14 protein-coding genes and 1 pseudogene are annotated in these 13,170 nt (G+C 65.4%); 10 read left to right on the forward strand and 5 right to left on the reverse strand.

The annotated features are described in order from the left end of the window. Window positions 1–84 precede the first annotated feature (84 nt). From AC1RCO_RS26985 to AC1RCO_RS26995, 3 genes are all read right to left on the reverse strand, one after another. Window positions 85–855: a MetQ/NlpA family ABC transporter substrate-binding protein gene (locus tag AC1RCO_RS26985; protein ID WP_011062440.1), complete on the reverse strand. Its 771-nt coding sequence runs from the start codon at window positions 853–855 to the stop codon at window positions 85–87. Between the two features lie 82 nt (window positions 856–937). After that, a complete protein-coding gene (locus AC1RCO_RS26990) occupies window positions 938–1,603 on the reverse strand; it encodes a methionine ABC transporter permease (RefSeq protein WP_011062441.1) in 666 nt (221 codons plus the stop codon). A 3-nt stretch (window positions 1,604–1,606) separates the two neighbouring features. Next, window positions 1,607–2,830, reverse strand: a complete 1,224-nt coding sequence (locus AC1RCO_RS26995; protein WP_047337435.1) for an SfnB family sulfur acquisition oxidoreductase — start codon at window positions 2,828–2,830, stop codon at window positions 1,607–1,609. A gap of 283 nt (window positions 2,831–3,113) precedes the next feature. Here AC1RCO_RS26995 and AC1RCO_RS27000 point away from each other — a divergent pair, with 283 nt between their 5' ends. The 10 genes and pseudogenes from AC1RCO_RS27000 to AC1RCO_RS27045 all read left to right on the forward strand — a co-directional run bounded on the left by AC1RCO_RS27000 (window position 3,114) and on the right by AC1RCO_RS27045 (window position 11,159). After that, window positions 3,114–3,581, forward strand: a complete 468-nt coding sequence (locus AC1RCO_RS27000) for a VOC family protein (RefSeq protein WP_011062443.1) — start codon at window positions 3,114–3,116, stop codon at window positions 3,579–3,581. A gap of 284 nt (window positions 3,582–3,865) precedes the next feature. Then, complete coding sequence (locus tag AC1RCO_RS27005) at window positions 3,866–5,089, forward strand: PepSY-associated TM helix domain-containing protein (protein WP_011062444.1); 1,224 nt, start codon at window positions 3,866–3,868, stop codon at window positions 5,087–5,089. Next, a complete protein-coding gene (locus AC1RCO_RS27010) occupies window positions 5,086–5,628 on the forward strand; it encodes a PA2404 family protein (RefSeq protein ID WP_011062445.1) in 543 nt (180 codons plus the stop codon). The genes AC1RCO_RS27005 and AC1RCO_RS27010 overlap by 4 nt, the downstream gene beginning before the upstream one ends. Before the next feature lies 1 nt (window position 5,629). Next, a pseudogene (locus AC1RCO_RS27015) lies at window positions 5,630–5,963 on the forward strand (hypothetical protein). Next, a complete protein-coding gene (locus AC1RCO_RS27020) occupies window positions 5,960–6,532 on the forward strand; it encodes a DUF6162 family protein (protein ID WP_015636479.1) in 573 nt (190 codons plus the stop codon). The pseudogene AC1RCO_RS27015 and the gene AC1RCO_RS27020 overlap by 4 nt, the downstream one beginning before the upstream one ends. 35 nt (window positions 6,533–6,567) lie before the next feature. Then, window positions 6,568–7,497 (forward strand): metal ABC transporter substrate-binding protein, encoded by a 930-nt coding sequence (locus AC1RCO_RS27025; protein WP_011062448.1) that lies wholly within the window; start codon window positions 6,568–6,570, stop codon window positions 7,495–7,497. Continuing rightward, window positions 7,494–8,237 carry a metal ABC transporter ATP-binding protein gene (locus tag AC1RCO_RS27030; RefSeq protein WP_053159637.1) on the forward strand — a complete coding sequence of 248 codons (744 nt, stop codon included), beginning with the start codon at window positions 7,494–7,496 and terminating at the stop codon, window positions 8,235–8,237. The genes AC1RCO_RS27025 and AC1RCO_RS27030 overlap by 4 nt, the downstream gene beginning before the upstream one ends. Next, window positions 8,237–9,136 (forward strand): metal ABC transporter permease, encoded by a 900-nt coding sequence (locus AC1RCO_RS27035; protein WP_011062450.1) that lies wholly within the window; start codon window positions 8,237–8,239, stop codon window positions 9,134–9,136. The genes AC1RCO_RS27030 and AC1RCO_RS27035 overlap by 1 nt, the downstream gene beginning before the upstream one ends. After that, the gene (locus AC1RCO_RS27040; protein WP_011062451.1) at window positions 9,137–10,120 is read left to right on the forward strand and encodes a metal ABC transporter solute-binding protein, Zn/Mn family; all 984 of its coding nucleotides are present in this window, start codon (window positions 9,137–9,139) and stop codon (window positions 10,118–10,120) included. A gap of 211 nt (window positions 10,121–10,331) precedes the next feature. Further along, window positions 10,332–11,159, forward strand: coding sequence for a class I SAM-dependent methyltransferase (locus tag AC1RCO_RS27045; protein WP_077934569.1), 828 nt, complete (start codon window positions 10,332–10,334; stop codon window positions 11,157–11,159). A 289-nt stretch (window positions 11,160–11,448) separates the two neighbouring features. Here AC1RCO_RS27045 and AC1RCO_RS27050 read toward each other — a convergent pair whose 3' ends face one another. Further along, window positions 11,449–11,673, reverse strand: a complete 225-nt coding sequence (locus tag AC1RCO_RS27050; RefSeq protein ID WP_011062453.1) for an MbtH family protein — start codon at window positions 11,671–11,673, stop codon at window positions 11,449–11,451. 82 nt (window positions 11,674–11,755) lie between these two features. Next, window positions 11,756–13,168, reverse strand: a complete 1,413-nt coding sequence (locus AC1RCO_RS27055; protein ID WP_019092941.1) for an aspartate aminotransferase family protein — start codon at window positions 13,166–13,168, stop codon at window positions 11,756–11,758. Window positions 13,169–13,170 lie beyond the last annotated feature (2 nt).

Here is a 13,170-nt window from a genome sequence, read left to right on the forward strand (position 1 = left end):
TAGGAGCCGGCTTGCCGGCGAAAGCGATCTCGCGGGTCCCTTCGCTGGCAAGCCAGCTCCTACGGCCGGGGATGGGGCAGATGCTCAGAAGCCGGGGGCGATCTGGCCTTTGTAGCGGGTCAGGATGAATTGGCGCACAGCGTCGGAGTTCAGCGCCTTGGCCAGTTTCTGGATCCGCGGGTCGTTGATGTTGTCCGGGCGCGCCACCAGAAATTCGATGTACAGGTCCTTGCCCTTCTCCACGATCAAGGCGCTGTTGGTATCGATCCCGGCTTCCAGGGCGTAGTTGGCGAAGACAAACGCCAGGTCCACCTGGCTTACCGAGCGGGCCAGCAAGGCGCCTTCCAGTTCACGGATCTTCAGGTGCTTGGGGTTCTCGACAATATCGCGCTGGGTGGCCAGGGTGTTGCTCGGGTCCTTGAGCTTGATCAGCCCCGCTTCATCCAACAGCACCAGGGCCCGGCCGGTGTTCACCGGGTCGTTGGGAATCGAAACGCTGGCCCCGTCCTTGAGCTCGGCGATGCTCTTGATCCTGGTGGAATAGGCGCCGAACGGTTCGATGTGCACCCCCACCACGGGCACCAGGTCGGTGTGCCGGGTCTTGTTGAAGTCATCGAGGAACGGCCGGTACTGGTAGTAGTTGGCGTCGAGGTTCTTCAGCGCCAGCTGCTGGTTGGGCTGGATGAAGTCGGTGAACACCTTGATCTGCAGGTCCACGCCTTCCTTGGCCAGTTGCGGTTTGACGAATTCGAGGATCTCGGCGTGGGGCACCGGGGTCGCGCCCACCAGCAGCTTTTCGTTGGCGTTGACGCTCAGGGACAGTACGGCGGCCAATACGGCCAGGGTCTTCTTCATGGGTTGCTCCTAAGGCAGAGGCAGGCAGCCGTCGTGGGGCGCACGTGGGGCCGTGTTTCGGGTTGGGTTCGAAGAAATCGCTTCAACGGCGGCTGTAGTGCGCCACCAGGCGGTCACCGGTCATCTGCAGGGCCTGCACCAGCACCAGCAGCAAGACCACGGTGACCACCATCACATCGGTCTGGAAACGCTGGTAGCCGTAGCGGATGGCCAGGTCGCCCAGGCCGCCGCCACCGATCACCCCGGCCATGGCGGTGTAGTCCACCAGCACGATGGCGGTCACCGTGACCGCCGCCAGCAGACCGCCCCGGGCTTCGGGCAGCAAGGTGTGGCGAATGATCTGCCAGGTGCTGCCGCCCATGGCCTGGGTCGCTTCCACCACCCCGCGGTCCACTTCCCGCAGGGCGGTTTCCACCAGCCGGGCAAAGAACGGCGTGCAGCCCACCACCAGCGGCGGGATAGTGCCCGGCACGCCAAGCGAGGTGCCCACCAGCAAGGTGGTCAGGGGAATCAGCACGATCAGCAAGATGATGAAGGGCAAGGAGCGCAGCATGTTGACCAGCACCGACAGCACCCGATACAGGCCCACCGCTTCATGCAACTGGCGCTTGCCGGTGAGAAACAGCAGCACGCCCAGGGGCAGCCCCAGCAGCACGGTAAAACCCAGGGCCGCGCCGAGCATGCTCAGGGTATCGACGCAGGCCTGGGCGATATCGGCCCAGTAAATGTTCTTGAACAGTTCGGCCATGGTTCAGGACCAGTCATGGCGCGGTGGCTTGATGTCGTTGAGCAGCCAGTTGCCCACCACGTGGTATTTCCAGCGCACCGGGTCGTGCAGGGTATGCACCCGGGCGTTACGCCAGTGGCGGTCGAAGTTGTGGCGCTTGAGGGTGGAACGGGTGCCCCCCAGTTCGAACAGTTTATTGCTGGCCTCGATGGCGATTTCGGTGGTCAGCACCTTGGCCTTGGCCACCGCCAGGGAGGCCCGGGCCACATTGTCTTCATCGGGTGCCGGGCGGGCCGCGTCCAGGGCCAGGCCGGCCCGTTCCAGCAGGGCCTCGGCGGCTTCCAGGCGAATGTCCAGGGCCCCCACCTGGATGATGGTCAGCGGGTCTTCACTGGCCTTCTCCACCCCGGCATCGATCCACGGCCGGGCATGCTCACGCACGAAGGCGATGGTGTCGCGCAGCGCCGCCCGGGCAATCCCGGCGTCGATGGCGGCCGTGGTCAGCTGGGCGAAGGGCCCGGCCAGGGTCGGGCTTTCGTAGGAACGGTAGGTGGGAAACAGGTTGAAGGCCGGCACCTTGAGGTCCTGGGCCAGTACGGTGCCACTGGAGGTGGTGCGCTGGCCGATGCTGTCCCAGTCGTCGATCACCGCCAGCCCCTCGCTGCCCCGGGGCACGAAGGCCAGCTGGCCCCTGCCCTGCTCGTCCAGGGCCAGCACTGCCAGCCAATGGGCATACAGCGAACCGGTGCAGTAGCCCTTGCGGCCATTGATCACATAACCGTCACCCGAGCGGCGGACAGTGGCCTGGATGTCCTGGACGTTCTTGCCGCCGGTTTCCGACAACGCATTGGCAAAGCGATGGCCTTGCAGGGCCAGGGCGAAAAAGTGCGCCTGTTGCTCCGGCGTGCCCTGCAGGCGGATGTCTTCCAGCAGGCAGTAGTGGTTCTGCGGGATCTGCCCCAGGGACGGGTCGGCAGCGGAAATGATCGCGATGACCTCGGCCAGCACCGCATAGGACACCTGGGCGCCGCCGAATTCGCGAGGCACGCTGATGCCCCACAAGCCACTGTTGGAGTACAGGTCGACCACCTGCGCCGGTACTTCCCGGGTACGGTCGCGCTCGGCGTCCTGCTCCAGCAGGATCGCGGCCACTTGCCGGGCCACGGCCAGGGCTTCGGCGCCATCGCGGATCACATGGGCAGCGGGAGTGTGCAGGGGATAAACGGCAGATTCAGGCAATGCAGGCATACGGCGCTCTCGGGCGAATGAAGGTGACTGCCGCTCATTGCAGCTTCTGTGCCTAAAGCCTGCCCCCATGAATTCAAGGACTTGGGTGGGTATTTCGCCCCGGCATCAGGCCCTCTGCCGGGCAGATTGCTGGAACGCTGTTGATGGGCCAACAGTAGGCCAGTGTTGCCTGGACGACACCTCGTCGGCCCGTGCCAGGCAGGCAAGGGCCCGGGTATAGAGTGAAGCCTGCTCCACGCGGCGTCAGCGTCGCCCCCAACAACAAGATCAAGGAGAAACCCTGATGAGCGTCAATCCCATTCCCGAAGGTTTCAGCGGCGTCACCCCCTACCTGGGCATCCAGCGCGCCGCCGAGGCCATCGAGTTCTACAAGAAGGCCTTCGACGCGGTGCAGATCATGCGCCTGGACATGCCCGACGGCAGGGTCGGCCATGCCGAACTGCGCATCGGCGGTTCGGCCATCATGCTCGGCAGCCCTTGCGAACAAACCCCGATGGGCAGCCCGGAAGCCCACAAGACGTCGGTCGGGCTGCACCTGTATGTGGAAGATGTCGACAGCCGCTTTGCCCAGGCGATCGCCGCGGGCGGCACCGAAGTGTCGGCGGTCAAGGACCAGTTCTACGGCGATCGCAGCGGCAGCCTGCGCGACCCTTTCGGGCATGTGTGGTTCCTCGCCAGCCGCAAGGAGGAATTGAGCGCCGAGGAAATCGGCCGAAGGGCCCGGGAAATGTTCCAGCAACAGGCCGGCTGAGCCTGCCCCTGTAGGAGCCGGCTTGCCGGCGAAGGCGTCTCGCGGACCCGTTCGCGGGCAAGCCCGCTCCTACGGGGCCATGGGCATTGACCAAACCAGTCAAGCAGCGGCTTTCACGAGGGTTTCGCAGCTTCGTAACATTTACTTTCATATCGCCTTTCGGGATTTACGATTCTCATTCGTCTTAATTAGATGCAGCAGGCCGCGTTGGCCCAGGCTATGCCCGGCGCTTTTTGTCCCGGGTTCCAGTGCCGCTCCATTCCTCGAATCAAGACGCCCATTCAATGTCGAAGAAGTCCCGTTCAAAAATCTGGTTTCTGGTGCACAGCTGGCTGGCCCTGCCCATCTGGTTCTTTGTGCTGATTGTCTGCGTCACCGGCACCCTGGCGGTGGTCAGCCAGGAGATCGTGTGGCTGGCCAACCCCGACGTGCGCGCCAGCAAGCCCAGCGATGATGCACAACCGCTGAATTACGACCAGATCGTCCAGGCCATCAAGCGTGCCGAACCCCAGACCCGGGTGGACACCATCGTCACCCCGGATGAAAGCCACTTCGCCCTGAGTGTCAGTGTCAGCTACCCGGACGGCCGCTCGCCGACGCTCTACGTCAACCCCTACACCGGGGTGATCCAGGGCACCAGCCCGCAGTTCGATTTCCAGGGCTTCACCCGCGCCCTGCACGGCTGGTGGCTGGTGCCCTTCACCAACGGCTACAGCTGGGGCTGGTACCTGGTGTCCTTGCTGGGCCTGCCCATGCTGGTGTCGCTGATCACCGGGCTGGTGGTCTACAAGAAGTTCTGGAAAGGCTTTCTCAAGCCAACCCTGCGCCTGCGCCATGGCGCACGGATCTTCTGGGGTGATTTCCATCGCCTGAGCGGCATCTGGTCAATCTGGTTCATCGCGGTGATCTCCATCACCGGCACCTGGTTCATGATCGAAGCGATTCTTTCGGACAACCACATCAGTATCTCCAGCGAACCCGTGGTCCCGGTGATCGCCCGCGAGCAAGTGCCGACCACGGGCGATGGCAGCCCGGCGCCGATGATCGGCCTGGACCAGGCCATCGGCATTGCCACACAGAAAATCCCCGGCTTCGACATCAGCTTCGTCAGCCTGCCGAGCAACGCCTACAGCCACCTGTATGTCGGCGGCCGCGGCTGGTATCCGCTGATGTACCAGACTGCCAACATCAACCCCTATACCGGCTCCCTGGACACCTCGCACCTGCTGGCGGACCGCAACACCCTGGAGTTCGTCACCGAATCCATGCGCCCGTTGCACACCGGTGATTTCGGCGGCCTCTGGATCAAGCTGATCTGGTTCTTCTTCGGCCTGGTGCTGAGCATGATGGTCCTCAGCGGCCTGCTGATCTGGACCAAGCGCACCGCCCTGGCCACCGCCAACGCCCTCAAGCGCGAAGAGAAGGCCGCCCGTGCGCGCCCCGCCAGCAAACCCGCCCAGGCACCCGCCCCGGCCATGCGCGCCGAAACCTCGGAGAGCACCCTGTGAGCCAGACCAGCACCGCCGCCGCGCCTTCGAACCTGAGCCGGCTCTGGCACAAGTGGCGCTTTCACCTGAACATCCTGCTGTTGCTGATTCCCCTGGGCTTCATGCCCAAATACTTCGCCGACGTTGCCCTGTTTCGCGGCGAAAGCGGCCTGGGTGAACGGGAGATCGGCGAAATCCAGGTCGGCCCCTGGAGCCTGCGCCTGGCGGAAATGCGCAACGAAGCGCCACGCAGCGATGGCCCCGCCGGTTACCTGAAAAGCTTCAACGCCGCCCTGTGCCAGGCCTGCATCGAGCCGGTCAAAGCCACCTACCTGCGCATCGGCAAGCCCCGCAGCCTGCGGGCCGCCGGGGTGATTTTCTTCGGCAGCCCGTACCGCATGGGCGCCAGCCTGCCCATCCCGGAAAAGACCAAGGCCGATTCCGAGCTGTGGATCACCATGGAAGGCTGGGACGGCAGCATGCACCAGGCATCCATTCCCCTGAGCCAGGCGTCACCCGCCACCGTGGCCTGGCTCGAAAAACAAGGAGGCAAACGATGAGTTGCGCAGTATTCCCACGGCGCCTTGGCGCCCTGGCCCTGTTGTTGCTGGGCGGCGCCTTCAGCCACAGCGCCCTGGCCCACAACCCGATGTGCGAGTGCAAGGCCATAGACGCCGAGCAGATCCGCTGCACCGGTGGTTTTTCCGATGGCAGCGGCGCCCCGGGGGTGACCCTGGACGTGATCGGCTACGACGAAACCATCCTGGTGCCGGGCAAGCTGGGGGCCGACTCGACCCTGACCTTCAAGAAACCTTCCAGCGAGTTCTACGTACTCTTCGATGCGGGCCCCGGCCACGTGGTCGAGATCGACCAAGCGGATATCGAGGCCCCATGACTCCTGCCACCACCCAGGTCGTGCGCCCCGCCGGCGCCGGCCATGAAACCCTCTATGTGCTGTTGCTGTGTGCACTGATTCTGAGTGTGGCTGCCACCGTGGTGCTGTGGCGCGGCGAAGAAACCGCGACCGGCAGTGTCGCCAGCCACCAGCTGGACGCGCGCCGCGACCTCAGCGCCGGCGAGCAGGGCATCTATGCCGACCTGCGGGTGACCCTCGACGAAATCCACCTGCTGCGAGCCGAAAGCCAGGACCTGCCGACCCCCGAGGAACTGGCCGGCGAAGGCTTCGCGCCCTTCGCCCAGGACGCCAGCTCGGTGAGCCGCGGTGGCCATATCTGGACAGTGCAGAACCAGGCCTACCTGGGTCTGAGCCAGAACCCGCAAGTGGCCGGCTCCTTTCTGATGCGCATCGACGCCGAAGATGACACCCAGGTGGATATCTGGCTCAACCGCGCCCCTTCCGCCGCCCTGCCCGCTGACCTGGGCGACGAACCACTGGCCGCCGCCGGCTGGCAACAGGTGGTGGCTCAATTCGATGCCGGAGTGACCCGCCAGCATCGCCACTGATCATTCGCATTCACCCGAGAGAAGACCGCTTGCCCATGCCTATTTCATCTCAACGCCGCCCCTTTCTGCAGGTGCTGCTGGTCAGTCTGCTGGCCCTGATGCTCAGCCCCCTGGCCAGCGCCGACCCGGCCAAGCGCCTGCGCATCGGCATCACCCTGCACCCCTACTACAGCTACGTGGCCAATATCGTCGGTGACAAGGCCGAGGTGGTGCCGCTGATTCCCGCCGGCTTCAACCCCCACGCCTACGAACCCCGGGCCGAGGACATCAAGCGCATCGGCACCCTGGACGTGATAGTGCTCAACGGCGTGGGCCACGATGACTTCGCCGACCGCATGATCGCCGCCAGCGAGCGCCCGGACATCCCGGTGATCGAAGCCAACGAAAACGTGCCGCTGCTGGCCGCCACCGGGGTGGCCGCGCGAGGCGCCGGCAAAGTGGTCAACCCGCACACCTTCCTCTCCATCAGCGCCTCCATCGCCCAGGTCAACAACATCGCCCGGGAGCTGGGCAAGATGGACCCGGCCAACGCCAAGACCTACACCCAGAACGCCCGCGCCTACGGCAAGCGCCTGCGGCAGATGCGCGCCGACGCCCTGGCCAAGCTGACCCAGGCGCCCAATGCCGACCTGCGGGTGGCCACGGTGCATGCTGCCTACGACTACCTGCTGCGCGAGTTCGGCCTGCAAGTCACCGCGGTGGTGGAGCCGGCCCACGGCATCGAACCCAGCCCCAGCCAGTTGAAGAAGACCATCGACCAACTGCGCGAGCTGGACGTCAAGGTGATCTTCTCGGAGATGGACTTCCCCTCCACCTACGTCGACACCATCCAGCGTGAATCCGGGGTCAAGCTCTACCCGCTGTCGCACATTTCCTACGGCGACTACAGCGCCGACAAGTACGAGAAGGAAATGAAGGGCAACCTCGACACCGTGGTCCGGGCCATCCAGGAGGCCGGGGCATGACCGCCATCGAGACCCTGCTGCGGGGCCCGGCCATCGAGTTCGACCAGGTCAGCCTGACCCTGGGCCGCACCACCATCCTCGATCGCGTCGCCTTCCAGGTGCAGCCCGGCAGCGTGCACGCCCTGGTGGGCCCCAACGGCGGCGGCAAGAGTTCGCTGATCAAGACCCTGCTGGGGCAGATGCCGCACCAGGGCCAGTTGCGCCTGCAGTGGCCGGATGCCCCCGGCACCATCGGCTATGTGCCCCAGGCCCTGGAGTTCGACCGCGGCCTGCCCATGACCGTGGACGACTTCATGGCCGCCATGTGCCAGCGCCGCCCGGCCTTTCTCGGCCTCAGCCGGCACTACGCCCAGGCCATTGGCGAGGCCCTGGAACGAGTCGGCATGCAGGACAAGCGCAAGCGGCGCATGGGCGCCCTGTCCGGCGGTGAACGCCAGCGGGTACTGCTGGCCCAGGGCCTGATCCCGGCCCCGCAACTGCTGGTATTGGACGAACCGATGTCGGCCCTGGACGAGGCCGGCATCCAGGTCTTCGAACGCCTGCTCCACGATTGGCGCCAGAGTGGCATCACCCTGCTGTGGATCGAGCACGACCTGGAAGCAGTGGGTCGCCTGGCGGATCGGGTCACCGGTCTCAACCGCCGGGTGCTGTTCGACGGCCCGGCGCAACAGACCCTGACCCCGGAGCGCCTGCTCAGTCTGTTCTCCACCCATCCACGAACCGCCGGGAGCGCTGCCTGATGACCTATGAAGCTTTTCGCCTGATGGTCCAGGGCTGGGCTTCGGCCGGCTACCTGCCCGAAGCCCTGGCCTACGGGTTCGTGGTCAATGCGCTGCTGGCCGGCCTGCTGATCGGACCGGTGCTTGGCGGCCTGGGCACGCTGGTGGTGGTCAAGCGCTTCGCCTTCTTCTCCGAAGCGGTAGGCCACGCGGCCCTCACCGGAGTGGCCATCGGCATTCTCCTGGGCGAGCCCTACACCGGTCCCTACGGCAGCCTGTTCGGCTACTGCCTGCTGTTCGGCATCCTCCTCAACTACCTGCGCAACCGCACCGGGCTGGCTCCGGACACCCTGATTGGCGTCTTCCTCTCGGTGTCCCTGGCCCTGGGCGCCAGTCTGCTGCTGATCCTGGCCGGCAAGATCAATGTGCACATTCTTGAAAACGTGCTGTTCGGCTCGGTGCTCACGGTCAACGGCAACGACCTCTTGGTGCTGTTGATCGTCGGTGCCCTGGTGCTGGGCCTGAGCCTGCCGCTGTACAACCGCATCATGCTGGCCAGCTTCAACCCACAGCTGGCGGCCGTGCGCGGCGTCGCCGTCAAGACCCTGGACTACCTGTTCGTAATCCTGGTGACCCTGATCACCGTGGCCGCGGTCAAGGTCATCGGCGCCATCCTGGTGGGCGCGCTGCTGGTGATTCCGGCCGCTGCCGCCCGCTTGCTCAGCCAGTCCCTCAAGGGCTTCTTCTGGATCTCGGTGAGCATCGCCACCGTCAGCACCCTGTGCGGCATCCTGCTACCCATCGTCTTCGACCTGCCGGTGCCCTCCGGCGCCGCGATCATCCTGGTGGCCGGTGTCGCCTTCGCCCTGGCCGCCATCGCTCGCGGCACTGTCCCCAGCCTGAAAGGGAATATCGGATAAATGCACAGTTCATTGCCTCACCTGTCACTGCGTCGCCTGACCCTGGCCCTGGCCCTCGGCGGCCTGATCAGTACTCCGGCCCTGGCCGAGCGCGACCACTTCGAACCGATGCGCGTGGTCGCCAACCACGGCATGGGCAACACCGCGCTGCACAGCGCCACCTCAAGCAAATCACCGACGGTGCTGGCTTCCCTGCCGGTGACTTTCGGCCTGGGGCAGATCCTGCTGCAGGGTACCGACATCAAGCTGGAACGGGCCGCCCCGGCCAACCTGCCGGGCTCGCGGCAGACTGCCTATTTCACCGGGCGTGGCGCTCCGGCCCTGGCCAAGCTGGCACTCAATGCCGACGCAGTGATCGGCCTGCGCTCGATCTGGCCGGACGACCCGCTGTACCCCAACGCCCGGCGCAGCAACATCCGCATCGTCGAGATCGACGCTGCACGCCCGGTGGACGGCGCCCTGCCCGGGGTGGCCCTGCAACCGGGCAAGAGCGACGGGCTCAACGCCCAGCCCTGGCTGTCCAGCAACAACCTGGGGCGCATGGCCGACGTGCTGGCGGCGGACCTCGCGCGGCTGGCGCCCGAAGCCAAACCGCAGATCGAAAGCAACCTGGCGGGCCTCAAACAGCGCCTGCTGAAACTCAGCGCCGACAGCGAAGCGCGCCTGGCCGAGGCCGACAACCTCAGCGTGCTGAGCCTCTCCGAGCACTTCGGGTACCTGGTCAGTGGCCTGAACCTGGAACTGCTGGAAGTGGACGCCCGGGCGGACAACGAATGGACCCCCGAGGCCCTGAAAAAGCTGCAAGCCCGGCTCAAGGACAACGATGTGGCCCTGGTCCTGCACCACCGCCAGCCGTCCGATGCACTGAAAGCCGCCATCAGCGCCGGCGGCAGCCAGCTACTGGTGCTGGAAACCGACAGCGCTGACCCGCTCGCCGAACTGGAAGGCAACCTGCAGAAAGTCACCCAGGCCCTGAGCCTGTAGCCGCTGCCGCAGGCTGCGAACGGCTGTGCAGGAGACGCTGCTCTTGAGATCGCTGAAGGTCCTGCGGACCTTGGCGCAGCTTCGCCATGGCTCGGCAGCGGCTACAGTCGGGGTCAGGGGGCCGGGGCCGCTTACATATTCCCTCAAGATCGCGCGCATTTCCCGGTGCTAGTCTGCGCTTCGCCAAAAGCCCAGAGAAGAAGCCCGCGCCATGAGCGACTACGTAAAACTCAACAAGACCAACTGGGACGAACGCGCGCCCCTGCATGCCGCCTCGGCGGACTACGCGGTGCAGCGTTTTGTCGACGAAGCCGGCTATCTGTCCGACGTGGTGCAGTTCGACCGGCCCTTGCTGGGGGATATCCGAGGCCTGCGCGGGGTGCATCTGCAATGCCATATCGGCACCGACACCCTGTCCCTGGCCCGCCTCGGCGCGCAGATGAGCGGCGTGGATTTTTCCCCGGCGTCCCTGGCTGAAGCCCGGACCCTGGCCCGACGCTGCAATACGCCTATCGACTACCACGAGTCCGACGTGTTCCTGGCCGCCGAGGTACTGCCCCAAGGCAACTTCGATCTGGTCTACACCGGCATCGGTGCCCTGTGCTGGCTGCCGAGCATCGAGCGCTGGGCGCAGACCGTCGGCGCCCTGCTCAAGCCCGGTGGCCGGCTGTTCATCCGCGAAGGCCACCCGATGCTCTGGGCCATCAACGAAGATCACCACGACTCATTGCGGGTGGAACTGCCCTACTTCGAAACCCGCGAGCCTCTGGTCTGGGACGACGAAAACACCTACGTGGAAACCGACAGCCCCCTCAAGGCCACCATGACCCACGAATGGAACCACGGCCTGGGAGAGATCATCAGCGCCTTGCTGGCCCAGGGCCTGGACATCACGGGACTGGTGGAGCACCAGAGCATCCCCTGGGAAGCCCTGCCCGGGCAGATGGTGGTGGATGAACGCGGCGAATGGCGACTCAAGGAAGCGCCATGGCGCCTGCCACTGAGCTACACCTTGCAGGCCGTCAAGCGCGGGGGCTGATCGCCCGGCATGAAAAACCGCCAAGCTCAAGAAGGCAGCGCCTCTGTAGCCGCTGCCGCAGGCTGCGAACGGCTCCGCAGGAGGCGCTGCCCTTGAGATCGCTGAAGGTCCTGCGGCCCTTTGCGCAGCTTCGCCATAGCTCAGCAGCGGCTACAGAACAATCTTGATCCGGGATCTTTGTAGCCGCTGCCGCAGGCTGCGAACGGCTCCGTAGGAGGCGCTGCTCTTGAGATCGCTGAAGGTCCTGCGGCCCTTTGCGCAGCCTCGCAGGCTCGGCAGCGGCTACAGATCAGCCGGCGACAGCCTGCTGGTCCATCTTCTGGCGCAGGCTCAGGGGACGCATGTCGGTCCAGACTTCTTCGATGTAGGCCAGGCAGTCCTTCTTGAAACCGCTCTTGCCCACAGTGCGCCAGCCCTGGGGCACGGCCTTGTAGTCGGGCCAGATCGAGTATTGCTCTTCATGGTTGACCACCACCTGGAACAGGATGTCCTCACGGTCGAATACTGAAGTCATTGCTTGTCTCCATCACTGATAAGGTTCGCCGCGCTCAGCGCACGGCGGTTGTGTAGAAGGAACGAAACGGCGGGGCAAAAAATTAGAGGCTGGCCACTGCCGCCGCTACGGCTTTGCTGAAGATCTGGGCCACCTGGTCGATCTGCGCTGCGGTGATTACCAGCGGCGGCAGGAAACGCACCACGGCGCCGTGGCGCCCGCCCAGCTCCAGGATCAGCCCGCGCTTGAGGCATTCGCGCTGCACCAGCGGTGCCAGGCGCGCATGCTGGGGTGGATGGCCCTGGGCATCCGGCGCGCCGGCCGGGTCCACCAGTTCCACCCCGAGCATCAGGCCACGACCACGGATATCCCCCAGTTGCGGGAAGTCGCGCTGCAGGATCAGCAGGTGCTCGCGCAAGCGCTCGCCCATGGCCGCCGCGTGCTCGGGCACCCGGTGTTCCTTGAGGTAGCGCATCACCGCGGAACCGGTGGCCATGGCCATCTGATTGCCGCGGAAGGTGCCGGCGTGGGCACCCGGCTGCCAGGTGTCGAGCCAGTCGCGATAGACCATCACCGCCAGCGGCAGGCTGCCGCCGATGGCCTTGGACATCACCACCACATCGGGAATGATCCCCGCGTGCTCAAAGGCGAACATCTTGCCGGTGCGACCGAAGCCGCTCTGGATTTCATCGACGATCAATGCCACCCCGGCCTTCTCGGTGATGCGGCGCACACCTTGCAGCCATTCCAGGTCGGCCGGGATCACCCCGCCCTCGCCCTGCACCGCCTCGACAATCACTGCCGCTGGCAGGGCCACCCCGGCTTCCGGATCGGTGAGCAGGTTTTCCAGGTAATGCAGGTTGACCTTGACCCCTTCGGCGCCCCCCAGCCCGAACGGGCAGCGGTAGTCATAGGGGAACGGCAGGAACTGCACGCCGTTGTTCAGCAGCCCGGCCAGGGCGCGCTTGGGCCCCAGGCTGCCCATCAGGCTCAGCGCACCCTGGCTCATGCCGTGGTAACCGCCCTGGAACGACAGCACGGTGCTGCGCCCGGTAGCGGTGCGCGTAAGCTTCAGCGCGGCTTCCACGGCATCGGTGCCGGTGGGGCCGCAGAACTGGATCCTGGCCTCGCCAGCCAGGGCCTCGGGCAACAGGCCGAACAGGTCCTGGACGAACTGGTCCTTGACCGGGGTGGTCAGGTCCAGGGTCAACAGCGGCAATTCATCGGCCAGCACCTGCTGGATCGCGGCGATCACCACCGGGTGATTGTGGCCCAGGGCCAAAGTCCCGGCACCGGCCAGGCAATCGATGAAACGCCGGCCCTCGACGTCTTCGACGTGAATGCCGCTGGCCCGCTTCAGGGCCAGGGGAATGCGCCGTGGATAACTGCGGGCATTGGATTCCTGGCGGCTCTGGCGGGCCAGCAGGGGCGACTCGTCGAACTGGTAAAGCGTCTCTTGCGGGGCGGCGCCAAGGCCCACCGGCGAATCTTCCATCAGACTGGTAACGGCTGACATGT

It is taken from the genome of Pseudomonas sp. GW823-FHT03E05 (genome assembly GCF_058796855.1).